The sequence below is a fragment of the Leuconostoc falkenbergense genome (assembly GCF_014634805.1).
GTDB classification, from domain to species: Bacteria; Bacillota; Bacilli; order Lactobacillales; family Lactobacillaceae; genus Leuconostoc; species Leuconostoc falkenbergense.
This window is the reverse complement of the sequence record NZ_BMBS01000029.1, coordinates 1-25,741: the sequence shown is the minus strand read 5'-3', so window position 1 is coordinate 25,741 and position 25,741 is coordinate 1. Positions and strand designations below refer to the sequence as shown.

Below are 25,741 nucleotides of genomic sequence, written 5' to 3'. Positions count from 1 at the left end.
AATATTTAGACATAGAAAAACCCAATAACTTTCTGGACATTTTTTTATTTTGTCCAAGTTATTGGGTTCACTTCATGCGCGTGCGCCTTATCTGCTGCCTGATTCATTTGTTGTAAATTAGCCCAACCTAATAAAGAAGTAGCATCATACAGGTGACCATGTGTTTGGAAAAAGGTAATGCCATCAATCGTTGTTGAACGTGCATCAACGAAATCGGGATCCCCATCCATATTGCCAATCACGGTAGAAACGCCTTCAAACACTTTATCATCAGCAGATAATTCCGAATCACCATTATAAAAAATACCATCAACTTGAGATTGCCAATGTTCTAAAATATCCAAAAAAATGCTACGATCACCATGAATGTCTGATACGATTAAAAATTGACTCATAATTATGACTTACCCTTTCATTGCTAAACTTAATTTTCAGCCAACCATTGTGGTAATTGCTTGCCAAGTGACTGTAACGCAAGGCCGCGATGACTAACAGCATTTTTTTCTGAAGCCGTTAATTCAGCAAAAGTTCGGTTGAACTGTGGCACCCAAAAAATGGGATCATAGCCAAATCCATTATCACCATGTCGTTGCGTTGTAATCACACCGTCAATGATACCAGAGGTGACCAGCCGTTGCCCGTTAGGCGATAACAATACAATCACACTGTGAAAATGTGCCGCGCGGTTGGTAGTATCACCCATCTTGGAGAAAACTTTTTCGATATTTGCGTCATCATCATGATCGCCTGCATATCTAGCAGAATAAACACCCGGTTCACCATTTAATGCATCAATCGTCAAACCTGAATCATCAGCTAAAATGTAGTCATTAGGCGCGATTTTTGCGATTGTGGTAACTTTTTTTGTGGCATTTTCTTCAAATGTTTGACCATCCTCAATGATTTCTGGTACTTTATCTAATTCACGCAACGGTACGACTTTCAAATCAACATTGATATCACGTAATATTGATTCTAGTTCTTGCATTTTGTGTTCATTATTACTGGCAATGATCAGTCTTTTCATACGCTTTCGTCCTCTAAATGATTATTGGTTATAACTAGATGACGAACATCCAGTGGCTGTGCTCGTGACAACCAGTTCGTCGCAATTTTTTCGAACAGTACTTTATCACCCGTTGTATGATAAATATCATGATCATGTCCATGAACAACATCTGAATGCAGGTTGTGGGTGTCAAGATATTGGTTAACAACTGTCACTGTTTCAGCACCAGCATCAATTAGCTTGACTTGACTTCCCACGGCTGATTGTATAAACGGTGCTAAAAGCGGAAAGTGTGTGCACCCTAGAATAAGCGTATCAACTGTGTTATCAGTGAAATGACTTAAGTGATTTGCCACTAATTCTTTGGCGTGTTCAGACTGATAGTCATCGTTTTCAACCAAAGTGACAAAATCAGGCTCCGGCTGGGCTTGTATGACAACGTTTGGTGCCAATTTAGCCATTTCTTTTTCATAAATACCACTCGTTACCGTACCTTGCGTGGCAATTAAACCAATATGATTACTTTTAGTCATACGAACAGCTGCTTCAGCACCAGATTGAATCACACCAATGACAGGAATTGATAACTCGGCTTGCAGCAATGGTAATGCCCGGGCTGTTGCTGTATTACAAGCAATCACAAGTAACTTAATATGTTTTGTTTCAATCAAAAAATTGGCCATCTGAAAAGTATAATCAATCACTTCTTGAGCTGGCCGTGGGCCATACGGCATACGTGCTGTATCGCCAATATACATAAATTGTTCGTTGGGTAGTTGTTCTTGGGCGGCTTTAACAACAGTTAAACCACCAATTCCAGAATCAAGGAACCCAATTGGATTATTTTTATTCATATTATTAATTATGAACGGCTTAATTAAAAATGCAAGCATTTCACAGTCATAATTGTGTATAATGAAATGAAAGGATTACCGCACTTATGGACATCAACGATTACGATAAAATTTTACAAACAAATTTTCAAGTTAATAGCTTCGCGCTTAGTCTTTTGCGGGATGGTTTACTCGTTAATTTATTACAAGAAGACTATCCTCACATTCTGTACTGGGCTGGAAAAGAAATTGCACGCCAATTTCCAACTGACACTTTAACTTCTGTCAAAGAATTTTTTGCTGATGCAGCTTTCGGCGATCTCGAGATCAAGTCTCAAGATAGTAAAAATCAACGTTGGGAATTGACCGGCGATTTAGTCAAACAACGTCTTAGTTTGAATAAAAACGCTGATTTTAGCCTAGAAGCAGGTTTTTTGGCACAACAGCTTGAGGTTCAAACGGGTGCTATCGCTGAGGCAAACTTTAAATATCTCAAAAAAAATGAAGGCGTGTCATTTGAAGTTGTAACAGACTTAACCGAAACAGTTAACGTAGAAGATATTAAGCAACGTGTTGCCGCTCGTGAAACTTTCTTAAAGAAAACTCATGATACAACCGAAAATGCAACTATGGTTGAGGTTCGCAATGATGATGATATCTCCCGCGAACAATCTATTACCGATTCTCTCTTAGCTTTTAATTTCGATGACACATTGATGCCGACCGAAGAACACTCAAGTCTAAGCGCTTTGTCTGGTGAAGAAATTGATCCATTCAATGTGCCCTCTCAACCAAATCAAAATAAATAAGCCACTAATTTTTTGACAATAAAGAAAGTTTTCCATTTTCTTCTCACATGTCTAAATTAGCGGCTTTTATTATGATATTTTTTTGTAATAAAAAATCCCTTGACCTAAGAGGGGGATGGTCAAGGGGATTGATAGCCGAAGCTATCGGTGTTCAATCAGTAATTGGGGGAACTGATTGAAACATTACTGGGGGGGAGTAATGAAACTCAAATGTTATTTGAGTATGTTTCTATTATAGACCAACTATGACAAAAAAACGTATCTACATTTTGACAAAAACGTTACAGAAAAATTACGTTAAAGGTTGTCACATAAGTTAACAATTACACAATAAGATTCAATATCAGGGCCATCCCCAGCCCTACGACAGCGATGATCGTCTCTAATACTGTCCATATCTGTAGTGTTTGCTTAACATTTAAATCAAAATACTCTTTGAACATCCAAAAACCAGCATCATTTACATGTGAAAATGCTAACGAACCTGCACCAATCACCAATACCATCAATGCCGGATTGATGCCTGAAGCAGCCATTAATGGTTGAACGAGTCCTGCCGCGGTTAAGGCAGCTACCGTAGCCGATCCCAATGCAACACGTAATAATACAGTAATTAACCACGCCAATATTAGAGGCGAAATTGCTGAATGAATGAACAAATCCGAAATTTGTTTTGAAATACCACCATCAATCAAGATTTGCTTGAAAGCGGCACCACCACCAATAATCAACAATAACATAGCGATTGATTTAACCGCATCTTCAACCGTTACCATCATATCTTTCGTTGCACGGCCTTGGTGCCAGCCCATTGCCCACAAAGCAAATACCAAAGAAATAATCATTGCGGCAACCGGGTTGCCAATCATAGTAATAAAAGCGTCAATACCCTTTGGATTTTTAAAAGGTTGGCCATCATTGTAGATAATAGTATAAACTGTTGTAATCCCCATCAATAAAACAGGAAACAACGACGTTAAAACTGAAATACCAAAGCTAGGCGTCTCATCAATCTGAAATGCTTTTTGTTGTCCAAAAGCAGTCAGTTGTTTTTTGACCACAAAAGCATCTGGTGCAAATTTTTGTGCTAATTTTGTGAAAATAGGTCCAGCCACAATGGCAGCTGGAATAGCCACAATTAGGCCATAAACCAACACAGTCCCAGGATTAGCACCTAGTGCGCCCGCAATAGCTGTTGGTGCTGGATGCGGTGGCAAAAACCATGCGTTACTGACAGCGCAGCGGCCATTGGAATACCGAGGTAAAGTAATGGCACCGACGCTTCTAAAGCGATTGCAAAGACAATCGGAATCAATAAAACCATACCAACTTCAAAGAATAACGCAATACCGATGATAAAGGCCGCAACCATAATGGCTAACTGAACACGCTTTTTCCCAAATTTGGCAATTAGTGTGTGAGCAATGCGATAAGCACCGCCAGCATCAGCTACCAACCTGCCTAACACCGCGCCAAAACCAAACACGATTGCCAACTCACCGAGCGATGACCCAATACCATTTTGAATCGATGTTGGAATTTGATCAAGCGGCATACCTAATCCAGCGCCAACTAAAGCAGCGGTTAAAATCAGCGAAATAAAAGTATTGATTTTAAACTTAATAATCAATACTAATAAAAATAGGATTCCCGATCCTAATACAACAAATGACATCATATGCATTCTCCTAAATAATATGCTATTTTCTGTAACCGCTTTCATTTTATCACACAATTCATATTTTAGGTCAAATTTTGTCGCAAAAAAAAGCATCTCAAATTGAGATGCTTTTTCAGTAATTTAAACGTCGCGACGACGTTCTTTAATACGAGCTGCCTTACCTTGCAATGCACGCAAGTAGTACAACTTTGCACGGCGAACTTGACCAAAGCGCACAACTTCAATCTTGTCAACACGTGGTGAGTGCAGTGGGAAAGTACGTTCCACACCAACACCTGAAGAAATCTTACGAACAGTGTAAGTAGCTTGGATGCCAGCACCCTTACGCTTAATTACAACACCTTCAAACAACTGAATACGTTCGCGTGAACCTTCAACAATTTTAGCATACACTTTAACAGTGTCACCGGCACGGAATTCAGGAATATCAGTACGCAATTGTGCTGATGTTACATTTTCTAAAATACTATTTTGACGCATTGGTCATTCTCCTATTCGACAATCTTGCACTTGCCCGTAGGCTAAACGCACAGCGGATTACCGTTAATATGGCAATTAATAGCCATGTAACAGTATAGCAGACATAGCCCCTTGTGTCTAGTACTACTTAGCGTGGGTCATTAAATCACTGGCAATTTTATCAATTTTAGCTTGAGAAGTAGCTTGTGCATCCGAAACAACACCAATATAGAACTTTAGTTTTGGTTCTGTACCGGAAGGTCGAACCGCAACCCATGATCCATCTGCTAGCCAATATTTCAAAACATTAGCTTTAGGTTGCTTGAGTGCCACTGTTTCACCCGTATTATCAGTTTCTATTGAAGATAAGAAATCTTGTACGCGTGTTACACTGACCTCACCGATTGGTTTTGGCTGATTATCACGGAATTCAGAAATAATAGTTGCCATTTCATCATTGCCATGAATACCCGGAAAGTCTAAACTAATGGTTTTTTCTTCAAAATAACCAAACTTTTCAAATAGTTCGTGAACGCCATCTGCAAAAGTTTTACCCTGAGACTTGTAGTATGCAGCCACTTCGGCAAATAATACGAGTGCCTGAATCGCGTCTTTATCATGAGCAAAAGGCTTCACCAAGTAGCCAAAACTCTCTTCAAAACCAAACAAAAATTCGTGTGATTTCGTTGCTTCAAATTCATCAATTGTTGCTGCAATATACTTAAATCCGGTCAAAACATCTGCCGTCACAACACCGAAACTTTCAGCAACAGTTGATGCAAATCTTGATGAGACAATTGAAGTTACAATAGCACCATTTTCGGGTAATGACTGCGTATTTTTCTTAGCCGTCAAAAGATAATTAACTAATACAGCAGCAATTTGATTGCCAGTAAGCACTTGGAAACTACCATCTGACAATTTAACCGCAGCGCCCATACGATCGGCATCCGGATCAGTAGCGACAACCGCGTCTGCCCCTTCGCGCTTTGCATATTCAATCGCAAGTGTTAAGGCTGCTGCATCCTCAGGATTAGGCTTTTTGACCGTCGGGAAATCACCATCAATCACAGCTTGTTCTTTAACAACAGTATAGTTAGTGAAACCAGCCTGTTGCAGTGCCTTTTCACCAATATATTGGCCCGTACCATGAAGTGGTGAATAAACAAACTTTAGTGAAGTCCCTTCACGTGCAACTAGTTCAGGATCAACTGTTACTGTTTTCATTTTTGATAAGTAGAGGTTATCAATATCGTCATCAATCATTTGAACATTGGCGCTTTTCTCATCCAATGAAATATCAAAAATATCAGTAATACCTTCCAACTCTTTCACAACTGCTGCAACAGCGTCGGGAACCATTTGGCCCCCATCTTCACCATAAACCTTATAACCATTGTATTCTTTAGGATTATGTGAGGCAGTAATCATGATGCCGGCAAACGCTTTCAATTCACGCACGGCAAATGATAGTTCAGGTGTTGGGCGCAATGATGTAAATAAATAACTCTTGATACCATGCGCAGAGAGTACCTGTGAAGCATCTGCAGCAAACTCAGGAGAAAAATGACGCGAGTCAAAACTGATTGCCACGCCACGCTGTTTTGCCGCATCCCCTTGTGAAGTAATATAGCGCGCCAATGCTTCAGTTACCTGACGAACAGTATAAATGTTCATGCGATTAGTACCAGCCCCAAGTAAGCCACGCATGCCTGCAGTACCAAAACTCAAGTTTTGATAGAAAGCATCTTCCTGTTCTTCTGCTGAATATGATGCCAAATCAGTTGCCAAATAGTCAGGCAAATTTGCTGATTGCCACTGTGCCAGTTTTTCTTGATAACTCATGATTAACCTTCTTTTCCCATTTTCTTAAATTATAACAAAATTATTTCCGTGTGAACAACGCCAAAATCCAGTTTCTAAACTTTTGCATTCTTAAAACAGTAATTGCTATCACAGCAATTACGATAAAAATAGTCACAGTCACGGACTTTGGAATCTCCAAATGGCCTACAAAATAACCAATTGAGACAATACTGGCTGACCATAAAATACTAGCAAAAGCAGCCATTCGTAAATAAACTGGAAAGGCTAACCCCAAACGATGTGCTAATAATGGCACAGCAACGCGAATAAAGGGTAAAAAGCGGCCTAACACAACGAATAGCAACCATCTCTTGGGATGAAAATCTTTAGCGATTTCATCAGTCAAACTACTGTGTGAATATTTTTTAACCCAGGGTATTTTAGCGACTTGTGTCGTAATGAACGCGCCCAACCAATAATTAACAGCATCTCCTAAAAAAGAAGCAATTGCAAAAATGCCAATAACCAAAAGCAATTCACCAATATTATGATGGGCGCCAGCCAAACTTCCTACTGTAATCAAAATCGTATCACCAGGAATAAATCCTGTCACAATCCCAGCAGTCTCAATAAATATCAATACAAACATGATACCAAATGCTGCTAATGTGAAATGATGATCACTGGCGATTAAATGTTCTAGCCAGTTGGGCAATGCAGTGAGTGAATTTAGAAACATTTTCCCCTCCGAAATGTTACCAAAAATTAGTCTTTTGGTAAATACAGTGACACTGGCAGCAAACTATCAGGCGTCATTGTTGTTCTTGGTGTTTTAATCAGTGCAAATAATACCTCTATTAACTGTGATGCAGCCGCTGCAATCGGTTGAACAATTGTTGGCAAATTTGGATGCAAACGCCGGACAATTGGTGTCCCGTCGTATCCAATAATGTTAATATCCTCTGGCACTCTTTTACCAGCCTTCTGCAAAGCATTTTCTAGTTGAATAGCAGCCACATCATTATAGGCAAAGACCCCCTCAATGCCATTCTTAATGATATAAGACACCATATTGTCGATGTCCTTACTTGTAGCAAACCCTTGTAAACTATAATTTTGTCTGACAACAGGAATCGAATTCTGTTGTGTAGCACGTAAAAATCCTGCGTACCGTTGATGGGTTGGTGATTCTGAGCCATCATCATCACTTAACATTAATAACCTTTTTGCACCAGTAGACAATAGATACTCACCAGCTAAATAGCCACCTTGTTCATTATCCTCGCTAACAATTGGCACGTTATCTGCCAAGTAACGATCGTAAGAAACAATTGGTAAAAAGGTGTTTTGATACTCACCAATACCCAAATTATGTGAAGAAGTAATGATACCTTCGACTTGATTCGCAGCCAACATTTGAAGGTACTGACGCTCTTTTTCAACATTATTAGCTGAAGTTGCAATAATGACCTTATACCCTAACTCAAATAGCTGTTGCTCAATCTCACTCGCCAAAGCTGTAAAAAAGGGATTTTCCATGTTCGGAAAAATCAATCCGATAAATTGCGATGATTTTCCTTGCAGCGAACGCGCCATGGCATTAGGTTGATAATGCAACTCTCGCATAGCTTCGTGAACTTTATTAATTGTTTTTTGGCTTAATGAACCATAGTTATTGATGACGCGCGATACCGTTGTTACTGAAACACCAGCTAACGCCGCAACATCACTTAATTTTGCAACCATTGCAATCCTCCATACTCTCTTAATATTCTATCACATGGTCTATTCCCCTTACTAAAATAAATGTGATAAACGTTTGACTTTGTCGTGCTAAAGGTTTACCATTGTCCTCGTAAGTTAATTTAATCACAAATAAAAAAGGAGAACAAACATGGAAGCACTTGTGTTAACTGGTACAAAAAAATTAGAGGTTGAGAACATTGAAAAGCCTGAGGTAAAACCCAATGAAGTTTTGATTCATACGGCATTCGCTGGTATTTGTGGTACTGATCACGCTTTGTATGCCGGCCTTCCCGGCTCAGCAGATGCTGTGCCACCAATTGTGTTGGGTCATGAAAATTCCGGTGTTGTAGCTGAGATTGGTTCTGATGTTACAAACGTTGCTGTTGGTGATCGTGTAACAATTGATCCTAATATTTACTGTGGCCAATGCAAGTATTGCCGTACTGCACGTCCAGAACTTTGCGAAAACTTGTCGGCTGTTGGTGTTACACGTAATGGTGGATTTGAGGAATACTTCACGGCACCTGCATCAGTTGTTTACCAAATTCCTGATAACGTTTCACTTAAGTCAGCTGCCGTTGTTGAGCCTATTTCATGTGCGGTTCACGGTATTCAACTACTTAAAGTGACACCTTACCAAAAGGCATTGGTTATTGGTGATGGCTTCATGGGTGAGCTTTTTGTTCAAATTTTGCAAGCTTATGGTATTCACCAAGTCGACTTGGCTGGTATTGTTCCTGAAAAGCTCGCTATGAACAAAGAAAAGTTTGGCGTGAAAAATACGTACAATACCAAAGATGGTGATAAAATTCCTGAAGGTACTTATGATGTTGTCGTTGAAGCAGTTGGTTTACCACAAACACAAGAAGCAGCCATTGAGGCTTCAGCCCGTGGTGCTCAAGTTTTGATGTTTGGTGTTGGTGGCCCCGACGCAAAGTTCCAAATGAACACTTATGAAGTCTTCCAAAAGCAATTGACGATTCAAGGATCATTTATCAATCCAAACGCCTTTGAAGATTCATTGGCATTGTTATCATCAGGCAAGTTAGACGTTGAATCGTTGATGTCTCACGAACTAGATTACCAGACTGTAGATGATTTTGTGAATGGTAAATTAGGTGTCGTTTCCAAGGCAGTCGTCAAGGTTGGTGGCGAAGAGGCATAAGATGGCAGAAAATGCGCGACATCATAATCCACGAAGCATTTCAATGAGCAAATCACTTATGTTTTTTGGCATTTCATTGATTTTAAATGCGATGGGAAATGTTTTGACGCTCGTCACAGCTTCACATATAAAACCCGCTTTTTTGGGATCAGCTTATTGGACAGCTGCAGAGGCTAATCTAGGTCAAGCCTTACTAGGAAATAATTCACTTGTTTTATTTTGGGCATTCCTAGTTCTCGGCATGCTTATTTCATTTCTAAATGCGCTATTGATGAAAAAGTTAGATTGGCATCGTATTATTGGTAATTTCTTGTTTATGTTACCATTTTCAATTTTTATTCAATGGTTTTCAAATATTTTCAATCAAATTATGCCAAATGCTAATTCAGTGGCAGCAACTGTGTTGTATACAGTAATTAATTTTATTGGTGTCGCCTTCATTGCCGTTGCCATTTCGATTTATCAACGTGTGAATTTAGTATTACACCCAGCCGATGATTTAATGCAAATCTTGCGTTTCAAATACTTTCATGGGTCAGCTTTCAAAGCCATGTGGGCATCTTACATTCCACCAACGATTTTTGCAATCATTGCTTTTGTAATTACTTTACCTAATTTGTATAATTTCGGTTTAGGTACTATTTTCGCATTCCTATTTCAAGGCGGCATTACGGGCATTGCAGATAAATATGTCTTCAAGAATTTAAAGCATCAGGCAATAGATGTTGGTAATTAAAACAATTATTTTGTAAAATGAACATATCAGTAGCAATACTACTAGAAAGGTATTATTATGGCATTTTCAGACTATTATAGTGGCGTACAGCACATTGGTATTCCTACGTCATCTTTGGCAAAATCAGAGGCTTTTTGGACAAAGCTGGGCTTTAAAAAGACTGGCGATTTCCCCGTTGGTAAAGTTATCTTCATGCAACGTGGCAACTTAGTCATCGAAACTTGGGCAGGAGATGAAGTTGTTGGTAAACCAGGTGCAATCAATCATATTTCAATGGATACAACTGATGCTGATGCCGCTTTTGTGGCAGCAAAAGCGGAAGGATTTGATTTGCTTAACACCGAGGTGCAACATTTGCCATTTTGGGAAAAAGGAATCAAGTTCTTTAACTTACAAGGACCTGATGGGGTTATTGTAGAATTTTGCGAAATAGTTAAATAAGCAAAAAGCGCCTATTGGCGCTTTTTTATTTTCTAAATTAAATCAATAAAAAATACGCACAGTGATGTGCGCATTTTTCATTCAGTTGTGATCGTCTGAACAGTGGTTTCTAAATGGCTGATGTAGTCATAGACTCCTTGTCCAGCCAAGCCACCATCACCAACAGCCGTCGTAATCTGTCGCAAATCTTTGACTCTGACGTCTCCTACTGCGAAGATACCAGGAATTGCTGTCTGCATCTTCTCATCAGTTAATATCCATCCCTCAGAGTCGGTAATGTCGAGATTCTCGAAACCTTGTGTATTTGCTTTTAATCCAACGTAAACAAAGACACCTGCTGCATCAATATGTGCTTTTTCCTGTGTTTGATTATTAATAATATCAAGTCCTGTGATTTTGTCATCATCACCAGTAATCGCTTCCACTTCTGTATGCCACATAAATGACATTTTTGGATTCGCAAATGCCCGATCTTGAATAATTTGTTGTGCACGCAGTTTATCACGACGATGTAGAACAGTAACAGACTTTGCCAAATTAGTAAGATAAAGTCCCTCTTCAATTGCTGAATCACCACCACCAACAACAACAACATTCTCATCACGGAAGAACGCACCATCACAGACTGCACAATAACTCACGCCACGACCTTGATATTCTTCCTCGCCATCAGCTCCTAAGTGAATATGCTCAGAGCCGGTCGCGATGATAACCGCTTTGGCGACATAATCGTCCATGTCAGTATGAATATACTTCAAGTCATCCTTTAATTCAACACGTTCGACTGTCCCAAAACCATATTCAGCACCGAATTGTGTTGATGATGAATACATTTTTTCAGCTAAATCGGGTCCTAAAATCGAATCAAAACCAGGATAATTTTCAACTTCAGCCGTATTATTCATTTGACCGCCATAAATACCACGATCAAGCATTAGAACTGATAAATTGGCACGTGAAGCATAGGTCGCTGCTGTCATGCCGGCAGGACCTGCTCCAACGATAATAACATCATATATTTTAATATTTTCTGGCATCACCACACCTACACTTACTTTTTGTTAAGACTATTGTACTCGTTATTATATGAAATGTCGAGGGCAAAACCTGTCATTAGATATTTTAATAATGAATATGAAAAAACGAGAACTAGTCTCGTTTTTTAGTGATTAAAGTTTAGCCGCTAACTCCTTGATGTAAGCGCGCAGTGCATCTTTAGTCTGTGGGTGTTTCAAGCCAAATTCAATATTTGTCTCTAAGAAACCAATCTTTGAGCCAATATCGTAACGACTACCCTTGAATTCATGAGCATATACATGTTGGCGATTATTCAAAGAATCAATTGCGTCTGTCAATTGAATTTCGTTGCCCTTACCAGGCTTTGTATTTTCCAATTCTTCAAAAATTTCTGGTGTTAGCAAGTAACGTCCAATAATAGCTAAATCTGAAGGTGCTTCTTCTGGCTTTGGCTTTTCCACAAAACTCTTAACACGGTATAGACCGTCATCGTTAACTTGAGCCGCCGGATCAATCACACCATATTCAGATACTTGATCATGAGGCACCTTCATCACGGCCAAAGTTGATTCTCCAGTTTCTTCATAACGCTCAATCAACTGCTTTGTCAGTGGCACTTCATCTTGCATCAAATCATCACCAAGTAACACAACAAAAGGCTCGTCACCAATGAAAGCCTTGGCTGTCAATACAGCGTCACCTAGGCCTTTAGGATGTGATTGACGTATGAAATACATATTGATATCTGTTGTTTCTTCAACAACTTTCAGTAAAGCATCCTTACCCTTTTCCCGCAAATTATTTTCCAGTTCAGGATTTGAATCAAAATGATCTTCAATTGAACGCTTTGACTTACCGTCCACGATAACAATATCTTCAATGCCAGATTCAATTGCTTCTCTTACAATATATTCAATTGTTGGTGTGTCAACAATTGGTAGCATTTCTTTTGCTAATGCTTTTGTTGCAGGTAGAAAACGTGTACCTAACCCTGCTGCTGGAATAATTGCCTTACGTACTGGTTTCATAATTTTTCTCTTTTCTTTAATCTTCACTGCGCAAATTTCGTTGCATTAATTGCGCAATCGCACTTTGCAATGGTAGTTGTTCATATAACACTTGATAAATTGCTTTTGTAATAGGCATATCCACTTGATGTTGCACAGAAAACTCATAAACAGCTTTAGTCGTGCTAACACCCTCAATGACCATTCCCATAGCCTCTTCCACTTCAGCTAACGATTTACCAGAACCTAATTCTCGACCTGCTCGATAGTTTCTTGAATTTGGCGACATGCCTGTCACAATCAAATCGCCAATGCCAGCCAGCCCCAAAAAAGTTTCGGGTTTAGCACCCATTGCCTGACCCAAAGCGCGCATTTCTACTAATCCACGTGTTAGCAATGCCGCTTGTGCATTAGCGCCATAGCCTAAGCCAATCAATGCGCCAGAGCCAATCGCGATAATATTTTTTAACGCAGAAGCTAATTCAGAACCTAATAAATCGTGGTTCGTATAAGGTCTAAAGACATCATTTGCAAAAATCGCTTGGATCAGTTCAGCAGCTTTAGGATCATCACTGGCAATTGAAACAGCTGTCAAATCATGTTTAATAACATCTTCAGCGTGTGACGGACCTGACAGCATCGCCAAAGCAGTACGGTATTGTGCCGGTACTTCCTCAGCCAACATTTCTGAAATGCGTTTAAATGTCACAGGCTCTAAACCTTTTGTTGCATGTGCCAAAATAACACGATGATTTTGTTTTGCCAAGACATCTGCTAGTTGATGTGCGACTTCACGAACTGCTTTGGTTGGCACAACGCTGAGCACAACGTCAACGTCAGAGACGGCTAGTGCCATATTGTCAGTAGCCATCAAACGCTCATTTAATATTGCTTTTGGTAGATATTTTTGATTTGTATGCTGATTGCTTATTTCTCTGGCCTGATCAGCGTTATGGGTCCACAAACGCACTTCTTGATGATTTTCGGCAACAACATTAGCCAAAGCTGTTCCCCATGATCCGGCGCCCAATATGGCAATTTTAGTCATTTTTGTCACCTGCTGCATCAATTTTTTCGTTCTTCGCCATTTCAGCTGTCATACGTTGCTCTAATGTTTGTAACGCGTCAATACCCATATTTGCGGTTCTAAATTTAACGGCAGCTGCATCAATTACACTAGCTGTATTACGTCCTGGCGTCACTGGAACCACCATACGCTTGATTTGAACACCCATAATTTCTAATGAATCATTATCATTTCCTAATCGATCAAAATTGGCTTCACCAATTTTACCATTTGAAAGATGAATATTCAGAGCGATGGTAGCATGTGACCGAACAGATACGGCACCATAAACTTGTTGCACATCAATGATGCCTACGCCACGAACTTCCATCATGTTTCGTAAAACACCGTTTGGTTCACCAATTAGGCGCTCTTCATCTTCTTGATAAATATCAACACGATCATCAGCCACCAACCTTGCTTTACCTTGTTGAATTAACTCAAGTGCAGATTCCGTTTTTCCTATACCGGCATCACCTGTAATCAATACACCAAGACCATGGACATCAATCAAAACACCGTGGACATTTTCTCGTGGGGCTAATTGTCCGCCAAGATAATAAGTCATATTTGATAAAATACGAGATGATGTTAGCGTTGAAGTCAAGATTGGAATATGTGCTTCTTGTGCCGCTTGTTTCAACTCGTCACTAATCGGTAAACCAGTTGACACAACAAACGCTGGTGTTGTCGTATCAGCCATTCGTCGATACACCATCAACAATTCGTCATGATTCATACGTTCTGAAAAGGAAGTTTCTGTAATTCCTAACAACTGAACACGCTCTGGTGCGTAATAGTTGAAATAACCAGTCATTTCCAGTCCAGGACGTGAAATGTCCGCCGTCGTGATTTCTCTGTCAAGAAATTGCTCACCTGCAACAATTTTAAGACGCGTGTTAGCCACTAATTGTTCTACTGTTACTGAATTTTGTGCCATTTTAATTTCTTTCTACTTGCACATGCAAATCATTGGTTAAAATTGTGTTGATAATTGATAAGATGAAAGCAATCAGCATTGCCCACCCGAAACTGGTAAATTCGAATCCACCAACAACATCAGCCGTTATTTCAAGGAGGAACGCGTTAACAACGATGGCAAAAAAACCAAACGTTATAATAGTTAACGGTAACGTTAGAACTGTCAGAATTGGCTTAATGATAGCGTTTAGTATTGATAATACAAACGCTGCAAACAATGCCGAAACCCAATTATCAACTCGAAATCCAGAAGTGAATATCATTGATAAAACCAAAAAGCTCAACATGTTTGTTGCTAATCGAACAATAAAGCGCATCGAAACCCCCGTAAGATTTTCTATGAAAACGGTTACTATATTGATACAATAACACTTTCACATAACAATTATACCAAATGTAGACTATAAAAAAAAGCGCCTTACAGACGCTTGACTGTTAAATAAAGAAATTGTAACCTGGATTCAATTCGATAATCTTACCAGTGCGCTTGTAGACAATCCATTCCGCAATATCGGTTGTGTAATCACCAATACGCTTCAAATAGCCAGCAATCACCAAATAATCAGCCGCTGAATCAACTAAATCAGCATTTTCTTTCATACCGTTTACTGAATCGGTTCTGACTTTAGCAGCACTTTGTGACAACTTATGGTTAGCTTCAGCTATTGATTCAGCGCCAAGGGCGTCATTTTTAACATAGTATTCCATAACCTGAGAAACCATGTTAGCTACCATTTCACCTATAACACCAAGTTCTTGCTCAATGCTAGCAATATGCTTTGTCCCTTTAACACGAATAGTTGAGTTAGCAATATTGCGCGCCTGATCTCCCATTCGTTCCAAAACTGAAACAGCCTTTAAAATTGTGACAATTTCACGCAAATCTGTGGTGACAGGTTGATATAGTGCAATCATCTCAAACGTTTTCTTTTCAATGGCAGCTTCTCGTTCATTGATTTGATGATCATTTTCTAAAATTTGACGCGCACCCTCGCGGTCATGATCCACAAATGACTGAACAGCTTTTTGAATAGTTTGAGACACTAGCATACCCATTTCTGTAAATGAGCTATCTAAATCTGCTAATTCTTCATCAAATAATCGACGCATAACAAACTCCTCCATGACTTTGTGTAATGTGGTCTTGCAATATGACTTTTGGTTTCAACTAACCAAAACGTCCAGAAACATAATCTTGTGTTTCTTGCTTTTGGGGATTAAGAAAAATGTGCTTCGTCTGATCAACTTCAATCAGATCACCACTCAAGAAGAAAGCGGTTCGATCAGAAATTCTTGAAGCTTGTGACATTGAATGTGTCACAATAATCATGGCATAATCTTCTCTTAATTTCAACAATGTCTCCTCGATATTACGACTCGAAATGGGATCAAGTGCTGAAGTGGGTTCATCAAGTAAAAGCAAATCTGGTGACATTGCCAATACACGCGCAATTGAGACACGCTGCTGTTGACCACCGGATAAGCCTAATGCTGATTTGTGCAAGTCATCTTTGACTTCATCCCAAACTGAAGCTTGCTTTAGTGAACGTTCCACTGCTTCATCCAATATCGCTTTATCTTTAACGCCATCTAAACGCAATCCAAAAATAACGTTTTCATAGATTGAGAAAGGAAATGGATTTGGTTGCTGGAAAACCATACCAATTTGCTTGCGCAAATCAACTGTATCAGTCGTTGGTGCATATATATCAGTACCATTAAAATTAAATGAACCTGTTACAGTCACACCATCTTCCAAATCGTGCATCCGATTTAATGCGCGTAAATATGTGGTTTTTCCTGAACCAGAAGGACCAATTAGAGCTGTGATACCCTTGTTTGGAAAGTCCAAGTCAATACCATGCAAGGCTTCTTTTTGACCATACCAAAGACGAACATCACGTGTCGATAAAATTGTTTTTTCTTGTTTGTCTGTCATCCGAAATTACCTGATATATAATCATTTGTCAAAGCGACTTTAGGTCTTGTAAATATTTTACGCGTTAAGTCATACTCAATGACCTTACCTAAATGGAAGAAAGCCGTGTAATCACTAATACGGGCAGCCTGTTGCATGTTATGTGTCACAATAATGATTGTGTATTGATTCTTTAATTCAATCAGCGTGTCTTCGACCTGAGCTGAAGAAATTGGATCCAATGCACTTGAAGGTTCATCCAACAAAAGAATATCGGGCTTCAGTGCCAAAGCACGTGCAATAACTAATCTTTGTGCCTGCCCACCGGACAAAGCTAAAGCTGATTTATTTAATTCATCTTTAACCTGATCCCACAATGCTGCTTGTTTTAAACTGGTTTCAACTATTTCGTCCAACTGTTCTTTTGTGTAGTTGCCGCGTTGCGTTAACGCAAAAGTAATGTTGTCATAGATTGATTTTGCAAACGGATTAGGCCGTTGAAAAACCATGCCAATATGGCGGCGCATCTCATAAACATCAATATTCTTAGTGTTAATGTCAACACCACGATACATAATTTGACCATTAACGGTGGCAACATCATCATTCATACGGTTCAAAGATCTTAAAAATGTTGATTTACCAGAACCCGATGCACCAATAAGGCTGGTAATCTTATAGCGCTCAAATTCCAAATCACCTTCGCTCAAAGCAAGATTATCCCCGTAAAACACTTGCAAATCATGCGTAGAAATCGCAATTTCATGCTTGTCAGCGTCCATATTATAGATATAACGTTCAGGAGCGTCTTCTCTAATAAAATCGCTGGCAGGTTTAAATTCAAAGTTAGGATTTGTCATAGTCGCCTCACGAACTAGTTAATTTCTTATACAACTTCATACCTAATTTACGAGCACTAAAGTTGAACAGTAATACAACAATAATTAATACTGCTGATGCACCAGCAGATACAGCGTTGACATCGGGCATAATGCCTTCAGAATTAATTTTCCAAATATGAACCGCTAAAGTTTCTGCTGGGCGCATTGGGTTCAAGGGACTTGAAATATTAAACGGATTCCAATCACCAAAATTTAAAGCTGGTGCAGATTGTCCAGCTGTGTAGATTAGTGCGGCAGCTTCACCAAACACACGCCCAGCTGACAACACAACTCCTGTTACAATTGAAGGCACAGCCGCGGGTAAAATCACGTGTAAGACTGTTTCCCAACGTGATAATCCCAATGCAGATCCTGCTTCACGTTGTAAATCTGGAATTTGCGCCAAACTCGTCTCAATCGAACGTGTCAGCAATGGTAAGTTGAACAAAGTTAGCGCAATGGCACCAGACAAAATCGAAAATCCTAATTTAAATTGAACAACAAACAACAGGAATCCAAACAAACCAACAACAACAGATGGTAATGAACTTAGAATTTCAATTGCCGTGCGAACAATCGCTGTAAAATAATTTTTCTTAGCATATTCATTTAAGTAAATTGCTGCCCCCAATGCGATTGGAAAGCTAATTACCATAGCCAAAATCAATAAATAAAATGAGTTGAAGAGTTGTACTCCAACACCGCCACCTGCCTCAAAAGCACGGGCAGGTGAGGTTAGAAAGTGCCATGAAAGATGTGGTACACCTCTTACAAGGATAAACGACAGCATCGCAAACAAAATTAATGCGACAATACCAGAAATGGCGTAAATAAAACCAGTAGCTATCTTATCAGCAGTTTTTGCTTTCATTACTTCATCGCTCCTCTACGTCCAATTGCACGCACAATTAAGTTAAATACCAATGACATGATTAACAAAATCATTGCCAACGTCCATAATACATCATTCTGTAATGATCCCATGACAGTATTACCAATTCCCATCGTCAAGACAGAAGTTAATGTTGAGGCAGGAGTCGTCAAACTATGTGGCATCAACGCTGCGTTTCCAATGACCATTTGGACCGCCAAAGCTTCACCAAACGCTCGAGCCATTCCAAACACAATTGCTGTTAGGATACCAGGTGTTGCGGCGCGCAAAACAACCTTGTAAATCATTTGCCAACGCGTAGCACCAATTGCTAGAGCAGACTCGCGATAATGACGTGGCACAGATTTTAATGTGTCGACGGTCATCGAAGTAATAGTGGGCAAAATCATAACGAAAAGTACAATTGTACCTGATAAAATACCAAATCCTGAACCGCCAGCAATTGTTCTTATAACTGGTACAACAACTGTTAAACCAATAAACCCATAAACAACTGATGGAATACCAACCAACAATTCGACAATAGGTTGCATAATTTTGGCGCCGCGCTTTTGTGCAATTTCAGTCATGAACAAAGCAGTACCAATTGCAAATGGTGTTGCGACAATGGCAGACAAGAATGTTACTAAAAACGAGCCCAAAATCATTGGCAAAGCGCCAATATAAGGCTTTTTTGTTGCGGGATCAGTTACAGAAGGATTCCATGTTGTGCCAAATAAGAAATATTTCACATTGACACCATCTTTATAAAAAGTTGACAAGCCACGACTCAAAACAAAAACGAAAATTGAAACAACAACGATTGCAATCAAGATCAATGCTGTCATGCTGATTGCACGACCAATAGTATCTTTTCGAGTTGATTCAGAGCGTTGCATTAGTTTTTTTGTGATATTATCCATGTTTTCTCCACGGTGAGTGTTGTTGCGCCAATTAGCGTCAACAACGAACACGTTTATTTTTCAACCACTTGACCATTAACACTACGACTAATTTTCATGTCATGAATTGAAATATAGCCCAACTTTGGCACTAAAGTAGATTGAATTTTTGTTGATGTGAGATACTTTAAAAATTTACCAACTTGAGCATTGGGTCTCCCCTTAGTGTAAACATGCTCATATGACCAAATGGCGTATTTGCCAGTGGCAACATTTTGATTATTAGGTTTTATGCCGTTAACACTAGCAGCCACAACAGACGAGTCGATGTAACCAAAAGCAGCATAAGAAATTGCGCCTGGCGTTGTCGCCACAATTGAGCGTACCATACCTGATGAGTCTTGCTCCTGAGCTGAAATACTTTCAGCACCACCTAAGGCCCATTTTTCAAAAGTCGCCCTTGTACCAGAACCAGTTGCACGATTGATAATGACAATGTCAAGGTTTTTACCACCCACTTCTTGCCAGTTCGTTATTTTACCTGTAAAAATAGCTTTTAATTGCGCTGTGGATAGGTTTTTAACACCGTTGTCTTTATTTAACAAAGGTGCAATACCCACAACAGCAACTCGATGATCTACTAACTGACTGGCTTTAATGCCTTCTTTTTCTTCAGCAAACACATCTGAATTGCCTAAATCTACGGCGCCTTGTGAAACTTGGCTGAGCCCTGTTCCCGTACCGCCGCCTTGAACGTTAATAAATATACCAAGATTTTCTTTAGCATATTCTTCGCCCGCCGCTTCAACCAATGGTTGAAGCGCAGTTGATCCAACAGCCGTGATTGAAGTGCCAGATGCGCTTTTGTCACGTGTGGCATAGGCCGTTCCAAGTGCTGCAACAATAGCCACGACAACGATTGAAGATATAACCGCGCCGCGATGTGATTTCGACATGTTAATGCCTCCCAAGATTTACTACTACGTTTTAATTATCTTAAACTTGTGTAAAAATCAGAACGCCTTTTTGTAAAGTTTGTGTAAAGAAAATCGAATTATTGAGGCTGTTTGTTCCCTTTTTCGGATTACCGTCGCTATTTATACTTCCTATAATTTTTTAGATACAAAAAAAGAAGATTTTCACGATATCTTCTTTACAAAGGCAATGTCAATGTAATACTCGTACCAACACCTACTTGGGATTTGACTTGCAGACGACCATTATGTTTTGTCACAATTTCATTAACAATTGCTAATCCTAAACCGGTTCCACTAGCAATTTTTCGTTGTCTAGATTCATCTCCTCGGTAAAATCGTTCAAAAATACGTGATTGTTGACTCAAAGGAATACCAATTCCCGAATCGCGAACATTCAAAGACCACTGTGAGTTATCTTTTTTAGCCGAAACCCATACTTCGCCATTTTCAACATTGTACTTGACTGCATTGGTCAATAAATTTTGAATAATCGTTGTTGCATCCTCTGCAACACCGACAACTTCAAGCTGATCATCCACATCATTGTGAATTGTGACACGTTGACTATTAATTTTTTGAATCTGCTGATTGACGATTTCAGACACTTTAATAATTGAAACTTCCCCATCTGCTTTATGTTTAAGACGCGACAGCGACAAAATATCATTTACTAAATCAGAGAGGCGTTGTGACTCATTTGCTACGATAGTCAAAAATTGAGCACGTGTTTTTGGATCGTCACCCGCGGGTCCTTGCAATGTTTCAACAAATCCTGTAATCGCAGTCAACGGTGTTTTAAATTCATGCGAGGCATTGGCCAAAAAGTCAGCCTGCATGCGCTCAATTTGCAAAACACTCGTCAAATCGTAAAGCATAATCATGACTTCACCCTCAGCGCCAGATTGATGATATAGTGTGCTAGCATCGTATTGCCGCGTTTCACCATTGATTGTTAGGTTTAGAATTGATTGTTGCTTTGATTGTGTATTAAAAGTTTGGCTAATTAACTCAGACAATGTAAATTGACGAATTATCAAATTTTCTGAAATGGGTAATTTTGGTAAAGATACCCCCAACAGATCAGCAGCTTTTTGATTAAAAACATCAATCGTATGATGTCGATCAACATTTATCACGCCAACAGGTAAACTAGTGAGTAACGTTTGGTAGTTGCCAACATCACGTTTATTATCATATTGAGAGTGCCGAACATACGTCTGTAATGCATTAAAAGATTGCAATAAATCATAATAAGGTGATTCAGGTGATGCTAATACCCCCCTCGGTGTCTCGCCAGCCAACGTGTCTTCCATCCGCTTCTTCATGACAGCTAGTTCAGTTGCATCACTCATTTCCCACAGTTGAGAAAGCCAAGCTTCAATAATTGAAATCAAAATCACGATAAAAATTAAGGCTGTTAAAGTCTGCCTTGTCAATGACACAATTTGAGTTAAGGAGATCAGTAAAATCAAGTTTAAACCCAAAATAATAATGAATTTTTCAAATTTATTTTTCATACGTTTATCATATCATCTTCGTTACAAAAATCAGCACTAATTTGATTCACAAAAAAAACAGGTGCTACCCTGTTTTGAGTAACTGCTATCATTTAATTATTTGTCAGTAACTACCATATATGAATTAAAAATTCTAATATGCACTTATACCGGACTTATTATTGTATTAACAACCTATAAAACTCACTAAAATATGCTGTCATGTCCCCAAATTTTCCCCAAATAAAAAACGCCGCCCAGATTAATTTCTAGTCGGTGTTTTCGATTCTGATCGCAACAAAAAAACAGCCAGCTTTTACACTGACTGAACGCGTTTGGGGGTGTAATCTTATAGGGAAGATTACGATTACAATTGTAAACCACTTATTAATATATAGCAAACAAAAACCCAACAATCTGAAAACGATATCATAACGGAAGCACTCCATAGTTCATGAAATCGATTGTTGAGCTACGTTTATTCTACCCCTATTTGATTGCTGTGTAAATTAAAACCCAACAAACAAATTGTATACTTACGACCGTGTTTGTTGGGCTATTTAATGGTATCACTTGTGCGGGTTGAGGGCAAATTATTTCCTTTTGGCATACAAAACATGCTCACAATCTATAAACATGATGTAAAATGTATGATCAATGATTTTCCCTAAAACTCTTGATTCGTATGGATTATTGTTGGGACATAATCTGAAGATCCAATATCCTTCGTTGCATAAATTTGTACGTTCTTCCCCAAACTTTTCATGTAATTTTAACAACCCGATTTTATCTCTACCACCAAATTTTTTAACGAGTTCGAGCCCTAATCTCTTGCCTAAAGCAGTGGCACTCATAACATCGTGCTGAGATAAGGATGATATTCTGTTAAATAGTATTTTTGCTATCTCGCCCGTGAATGTTGAAGAGTTTAAATTGTAATCATTATTTTTAGTTAAAAATGAAAAATTAAATGACAAGCGTAGCGCGTGTTGATTTTTTTCATATATAGACTGCATTTTCAAGGTTGGCGCTTTAGTCTTATCAGGACTGTTAAATTTGATTTTAGACATTATTCTTTACGCTTCTACAATTTCCGTCTGAAAATAACTCTCTATTGATTTCGGTGAGATAACATCGTTGTGTGATGTTTCCATCCAAGGTGTTTCATGGTGTGTCATATTTCTTAGTTGTGCGGCAGAATAATCTGAATAGTTATCAAAAACAGCATCCAAAACCTCTTTGGCATAAGTATCGCCATCAAGTTTTGAATAATTTGCTCGTTCATTATCAGTTATTTCTTGACCAATAACTTTTTCGCCTTTAAATCTATCAAATATAGATCTAACAACCGGACCGTGTTTCCAATGCAAAATTTCATCATTAAACAACGGCTTGCCGTGAATGGCTAAAAATGTGCCTTGTACATAGTACAAAAGTTTATGTAGTTTCATTTGAGTCATTGGATCAATTCCATCATCTATATCCATTTTGGCTGAATAACGAGTTAGAATCCAATCTGCAACCTGATTTGCTGTGTACATAACCTTTCTCCTTTTTATTCAATCCCCATTATATATCATAATGTTTGTTTTTTACAGTGTTTTATTACTATTAGTATATATATTGTTAATAAAAAACCGCCCAACCAGAAATAATCCAGTCGGGCGGTTTTTATTATATTCAATTTTGTAAGGCGTTAACCTTTGCTTGTGCGTCAGCTAATGCCTGTTGTGCTTTGGCTAACTCATCAGCTTTAGTCAATTCGCTTTGCTGTTGTTCTGTTTGTTCTTTTACCTTAGCTTGTTCAGCCGTCATCTGTGGGTACGTCTGATTCAACTCATTAATCAATACAGCGTATTCTTTTTCAATAGCGTTCTTGATTATTGCTTCATCGGTGTCTGATAACCCTAGCGCTGATAACGCTTGCTTGACGATATCAACGGCACCAGACTTCTTCGCTTCTCCCTCTAGATATTGCGTCACACCTAACTTTTGCATGGCTACGATTGCAGCCTTTGCCAATGGTGATAGAACGTTAATCAAAGTTGTAGCCTTGCTATTACCAGTAATGACTTTACCAATCCAACCACCAATAATTGGAATAGCTGCCAAAGCGATTGCGATAATAACATCTGAAATACTATTTGCTTGCATGTGATCTCCTTATTTGATTGTGGCAAACGACTTCATCATTGAGACTGGCTCACCACCAATTTCAACGTTAATGGTTGTCGCTGTTTGTGAAATAACCTTGTACTTACCGTTCAAAGTAAAGTATTCCATGCGTCCGTTGTTACCTTGAATGTATTGGTTACGTAGCTTATTACCGTATCGGTCAGTCAACGTCATGGCTGAAATAGGAATATAGTTGTTGTAATCAATCACTGGAATACTCATATCAATGTTGACACCGTACATTTTGTTATTGTACTTAGTCCAGTAATCAGCCACGTAGACACCACTAAAGGTTGCATAACGTGTCTTAGCTGATGTGCTTGGTGTGTTCGTTGACCGTGATGGCTTAGAAGCCGTTTGTACAGCTGGCTTATCGTTATCTAATGAACCAACAACCATTACGTTACCATCAACACCAAAATGATTATCTGCATACTGCCAAATCTTCACGTTAGAATAGTTTGGGAAGTATTGCATAGGTGGCGTTGCTTGATGTGCAGTGGTCGAGTACCAAGCTAACCACAAAGCGTTTGGATAACGTGCGTTGATACGGTTCAAATCAATGTTCGCATTCACATAATAAGTACCAGAATAAAGCATTGGCTTATAGCCAGCAGCATAAATAGCGTCCATAAATGTCAAAATAGCGGTTGTGTTGTTAGCCTTGTTATAACCAGCACCTGCTTCATAATCCAGTGCAATGTAACTGCCCTTAGCTAATCCTGCGTTCTGTGCGTCTTGTACAGCTAATTGTGCGTGATAACTCGCTTCACTAACTGAATCACCAAATTCACCCCAGAAATAGCCACCAGTTTGCATACCAACGGCATCAGCGTTATGAATTTGTGCGTAGGCTTTAGGATTCACATAATGGCTACCCTCGCCACCGCCACGTCCGCCTAGCTTAACCATAGTGAAGTTATCACCATAACTCTTAAACTGGCTGAAATAGCTTGTGGTTGTGCCTTGATAACTAGCAACGTCAATACCCAACGTATTGGCTGATACACCTGAAATCGTGGCAACTAAAAAGGCAACTGCTCCAATTGAAGCAATCACCAATCGTTTTAATTTATTCAATTTTCATTCCTCCCATTTATCGTGTTTCCACGTTTCTAGTTTTGTCAATCGGATCTCGTGATTGTCAGTAATTGAATTAAACTTTCGCAATTCAACTTTCAAGCCTGCAATGTCATTTCTTAAACCAAATATTGCGTTGACAATAGTATTTTTCAATACCCACCACAAACCACCCAGAAGAATAGACCCCACACTTAGCCAACCCAACAAATCATGTGGAAATTCCATATTATACCTCCGTTGTTTTCGCCGGAGCATCTGCGATAAGCGCTTGAATTTTCTTCTTAGCTGCTGCTTTGATGTCAGTTTCTGATGATGTCAAACTAATACCGTCTTCTGGCGTCACCTGTAAATTACCATTCAAGCTGTTTGGGAACGTGCCCGCATTAAATGAAACTGATGCGTACTTCAATGTCAACTTACCGCCAACGAAACTAAATTGTAAATCTCCAACTGTCATATTCATGATTATTTCTCCTCTTCTTTAGCTTGATTCTCGTATTGCTCAACAAGTGACTTGTATTGTGCCACTTGCAAAGTCAAGTTAGCATTTGCTCATAAGTCAATAATTCGGAATATTTTTTATCTAGGGCTGAACTGATTAGGCAACTTTTATTTTTGGATTGGCAAGACTGATTCTTTCGTTGTTGAACCAATGAATATACTTGGACACATCTAAAATTAG

The 25,741-nt window shown here is 39.1% G+C and carries 28 protein-coding genes and 2 pseudogenes; 4 read left to right on the top strand and 26 right to left on the bottom strand.

Features of this window, described 5'->3' with window-relative positions; all coding sequences use genetic code 11:
* Positions 1-68: 68 nt before the first annotated feature.
* The 3 genes and pseudogenes from IEU71_RS07090 to murI form a co-directional block, all read right to left on the bottom strand.
* Positions 69-395, bottom strand: a pseudogene (locus tag IEU71_RS07090) (metallophosphoesterase family protein); the annotation flags it as partial.
* A gap of 29 nt (positions 396-424) precedes the next feature.
* Positions 425-1,027 (bottom strand): XTP/dITP diphosphatase, encoded by a 603-nt coding sequence (locus IEU71_RS07085; RefSeq protein ID WP_004913335.1) that lies wholly within the window; start codon positions 1,025-1,027, stop codon positions 425-427.
* Positions 1,024-1,863 carry a glutamate racemase gene (murI, locus tag IEU71_RS07080; RefSeq protein ID WP_004913333.1) on the bottom strand — a complete coding sequence of 280 codons (840 nt, stop codon included), beginning with the start codon at positions 1,861-1,863 and terminating at the stop codon, positions 1,024-1,026. Before murI ends, IEU71_RS07085 begins: the two co-directional genes overlap by 4 nt.
* Before the next feature lie 86 nt (positions 1,864-1,949).
* Here murI and IEU71_RS07075 point away from each other — a divergent pair, with 86 nt between their 5' ends.
* A complete protein-coding gene (locus IEU71_RS07075; RefSeq protein ID WP_004913330.1) occupies positions 1,950-2,651 on the top strand; it encodes a YslB family protein in 702 nt (233 codons plus the stop codon).
* A 323-nt stretch (positions 2,652-2,974) separates the two neighbouring features.
* Here the strand turns inward: IEU71_RS07075 and IEU71_RS07070 are convergent.
* The 5 genes and pseudogenes from IEU71_RS07070 to IEU71_RS07050 form a co-directional block, all read right to left on the bottom strand.
* Positions 2,975-4,326, bottom strand: a pseudogene (locus IEU71_RS07070) (gluconate:H+ symporter).
* Between the two features lie 126 nt (positions 4,327-4,452).
* Complete coding sequence (rplS, locus tag IEU71_RS07065; protein ID WP_004913322.1) at positions 4,453-4,812, bottom strand: 50S ribosomal protein L19; 360 nt, start codon at positions 4,810-4,812, stop codon at positions 4,453-4,455.
* Between the two features lie 123 nt (positions 4,813-4,935).
* Entirely contained in the window at positions 4,936-6,636 is a 1,701-nt protein-coding gene (locus IEU71_RS07060) for a phospho-sugar mutase (protein WP_004913319.1), read from the bottom strand.
* A 40-nt stretch (positions 6,637-6,676) separates the two neighbouring features.
* On the bottom strand, positions 6,677-7,336 hold the full coding sequence (locus IEU71_RS07055; protein ID WP_004913315.1) for a DedA family protein: 660 nt from the start codon (positions 7,334-7,336) through the stop codon (positions 6,677-6,679).
* 26 nt (positions 7,337-7,362) lie between these two features.
* On the bottom strand, positions 7,363-8,343 hold the full coding sequence (locus IEU71_RS07050) for a LacI family DNA-binding transcriptional regulator (RefSeq protein ID WP_004913313.1): 981 nt from the start codon (positions 8,341-8,343) through the stop codon (positions 7,363-7,365).
* Between the two features lie 148 nt (positions 8,344-8,491).
* Here IEU71_RS07050 and IEU71_RS07045 point away from each other — a divergent pair, with 148 nt between their 5' ends.
* From IEU71_RS07045 to IEU71_RS07035, 3 genes are read left to right on the top strand one after another with little or no spacing between them, the layout of a single operon-like run.
* Positions 8,492-9,508, top strand: a complete 1,017-nt coding sequence (locus tag IEU71_RS07045) for a zinc-dependent alcohol dehydrogenase family protein (RefSeq protein ID WP_004913310.1) — start codon at positions 8,492-8,494, stop codon at positions 9,506-9,508.
* Position 9,509: 1 nt separating this feature from the next.
* Complete coding sequence (locus tag IEU71_RS07040; protein ID WP_004913307.1) at positions 9,510-10,244, top strand: DUF6198 family protein; 735 nt, start codon at positions 9,510-9,512, stop codon at positions 10,242-10,244.
* Between the two features lie 57 nt (positions 10,245-10,301).
* Positions 10,302-10,685, top strand: coding sequence for a VOC family protein (locus tag IEU71_RS07035; protein ID WP_004913303.1), 384 nt, complete (start codon positions 10,302-10,304; stop codon positions 10,683-10,685).
* Between the two features lie 77 nt (positions 10,686-10,762).
* Here IEU71_RS07035 and trxB read toward each other — a convergent pair whose 3' ends face one another.
* The 18 genes from trxB to IEU71_RS06945 form a co-directional block, all read right to left on the bottom strand.
* Positions 10,763-11,722, bottom strand: a complete 960-nt coding sequence (gene trxB, locus IEU71_RS07030; protein WP_004913300.1) for a thioredoxin-disulfide reductase — start codon at positions 11,720-11,722, stop codon at positions 10,763-10,765.
* 132 nt (positions 11,723-11,854) lie between these two features.
* Complete coding sequence (gene galU, locus IEU71_RS07025; RefSeq protein ID WP_004913298.1) at positions 11,855-12,730, bottom strand: UTP--glucose-1-phosphate uridylyltransferase GalU; 876 nt, start codon at positions 12,728-12,730, stop codon at positions 11,855-11,857.
* 16 nt (positions 12,731-12,746) lie between these two features.
* Positions 12,747-13,757, bottom strand: a complete 1,011-nt coding sequence (locus IEU71_RS07020) for an NAD(P)H-dependent glycerol-3-phosphate dehydrogenase (protein WP_004913295.1) — start codon at positions 13,755-13,757, stop codon at positions 12,747-12,749.
* Entirely contained in the window at positions 13,750-14,715 is a 966-nt protein-coding gene (gene hprK, locus IEU71_RS07015) for an HPr(Ser) kinase/phosphatase (RefSeq protein ID WP_004913291.1), read from the bottom strand. The genes IEU71_RS07020 and hprK overlap by 8 nt, the downstream gene beginning before the upstream one ends.
* A 1-nt stretch (position 14,716) precedes the next feature.
* Positions 14,717-15,073, bottom strand: coding sequence for a phage holin family protein (locus tag IEU71_RS07010; RefSeq protein ID WP_004913287.1), 357 nt, complete (start codon positions 15,071-15,073; stop codon positions 14,717-14,719).
* A 118-nt stretch (positions 15,074-15,191) separates the two neighbouring features.
* Entirely contained in the window at positions 15,192-15,866 is a 675-nt protein-coding gene (gene phoU / locus IEU71_RS07005) for a phosphate signaling complex protein PhoU (RefSeq protein WP_004913284.1), read from the bottom strand.
* Between the two features lie 58 nt (positions 15,867-15,924).
* On the bottom strand, positions 15,925-16,695 hold the full coding sequence (pstB, locus tag IEU71_RS07000; RefSeq protein ID WP_004913281.1) for a phosphate ABC transporter ATP-binding protein PstB: 771 nt from the start codon (positions 16,693-16,695) through the stop codon (positions 15,925-15,927).
* Positions 16,692-17,534, bottom strand: coding sequence for a phosphate ABC transporter ATP-binding protein PstB (gene pstB, locus IEU71_RS06995; protein WP_004913279.1), 843 nt, complete (start codon positions 17,532-17,534; stop codon positions 16,692-16,694). Before pstB (IEU71_RS06995) ends, pstB (IEU71_RS07000) begins: the two co-directional genes overlap by 4 nt.
* A gap of 7 nt (positions 17,535-17,541) precedes the next feature.
* Positions 17,542-18,426: a phosphate ABC transporter permease PstA gene (gene pstA, locus IEU71_RS06990; protein ID WP_004913276.1), complete on the bottom strand. Its 885-nt coding sequence runs from the start codon at positions 18,424-18,426 to the stop codon at positions 17,542-17,544.
* On the bottom strand, positions 18,426-19,349 hold the full coding sequence (pstC, locus tag IEU71_RS06985; RefSeq protein WP_004913273.1) for a phosphate ABC transporter permease subunit PstC: 924 nt from the start codon (positions 19,347-19,349) through the stop codon (positions 18,426-18,428). Before pstC ends, pstA begins: the two co-directional genes overlap by 1 nt.
* 53 nt (positions 19,350-19,402) lie before the next feature.
* Positions 19,403-20,284, bottom strand: a complete 882-nt coding sequence (locus IEU71_RS06980) for a phosphate ABC transporter substrate-binding protein PstS family protein (protein WP_004913270.1) — start codon at positions 20,282-20,284, stop codon at positions 19,403-19,405.
* Positions 20,285-20,481: 197 nt separating this feature from the next.
* Entirely contained in the window at positions 20,482-21,822 is a 1,341-nt protein-coding gene (locus IEU71_RS06975) for a sensor histidine kinase (protein ID WP_004913267.1), read from the bottom strand.
* A 572-nt stretch (positions 21,823-22,394) separates the two neighbouring features.
* On the bottom strand, positions 22,395-22,871 hold the full coding sequence (locus IEU71_RS06970) for a hypothetical protein (protein WP_036066859.1): 477 nt from the start codon (positions 22,869-22,871) through the stop codon (positions 22,395-22,397).
* A gap of 6 nt (positions 22,872-22,877) precedes the next feature.
* Positions 22,878-23,342, bottom strand: a complete 465-nt coding sequence (locus IEU71_RS06965; RefSeq protein WP_004913265.1) for a Panacea domain-containing protein — start codon at positions 23,340-23,342, stop codon at positions 22,878-22,880.
* A gap of 139 nt (positions 23,343-23,481) precedes the next feature.
* Positions 23,482-23,955, bottom strand: a complete 474-nt coding sequence (locus IEU71_RS06960) for a holin (protein WP_004913262.1) — start codon at positions 23,953-23,955, stop codon at positions 23,482-23,484.
* A 9-nt stretch (positions 23,956-23,964) separates the two neighbouring features.
* Entirely contained in the window at positions 23,965-25,056 is a 1,092-nt protein-coding gene (locus IEU71_RS06955) for a GH25 family lysozyme (RefSeq protein ID WP_004913259.1), read from the bottom strand.
* A 3-nt stretch (positions 25,057-25,059) separates the two neighbouring features.
* Positions 25,060-25,284 (bottom strand): hypothetical protein, encoded by a 225-nt coding sequence (locus tag IEU71_RS06950; protein ID WP_004913255.1) that lies wholly within the window; start codon positions 25,282-25,284, stop codon positions 25,060-25,062.
* 1 nt (position 25,285) lies between these two features.
* On the bottom strand, positions 25,286-25,522 hold the full coding sequence (locus IEU71_RS06945; protein WP_004913254.1) for a hypothetical protein: 237 nt from the start codon (positions 25,520-25,522) through the stop codon (positions 25,286-25,288).
* Between the last annotated feature and the right edge of the window lie 219 nt (positions 25,523-25,741).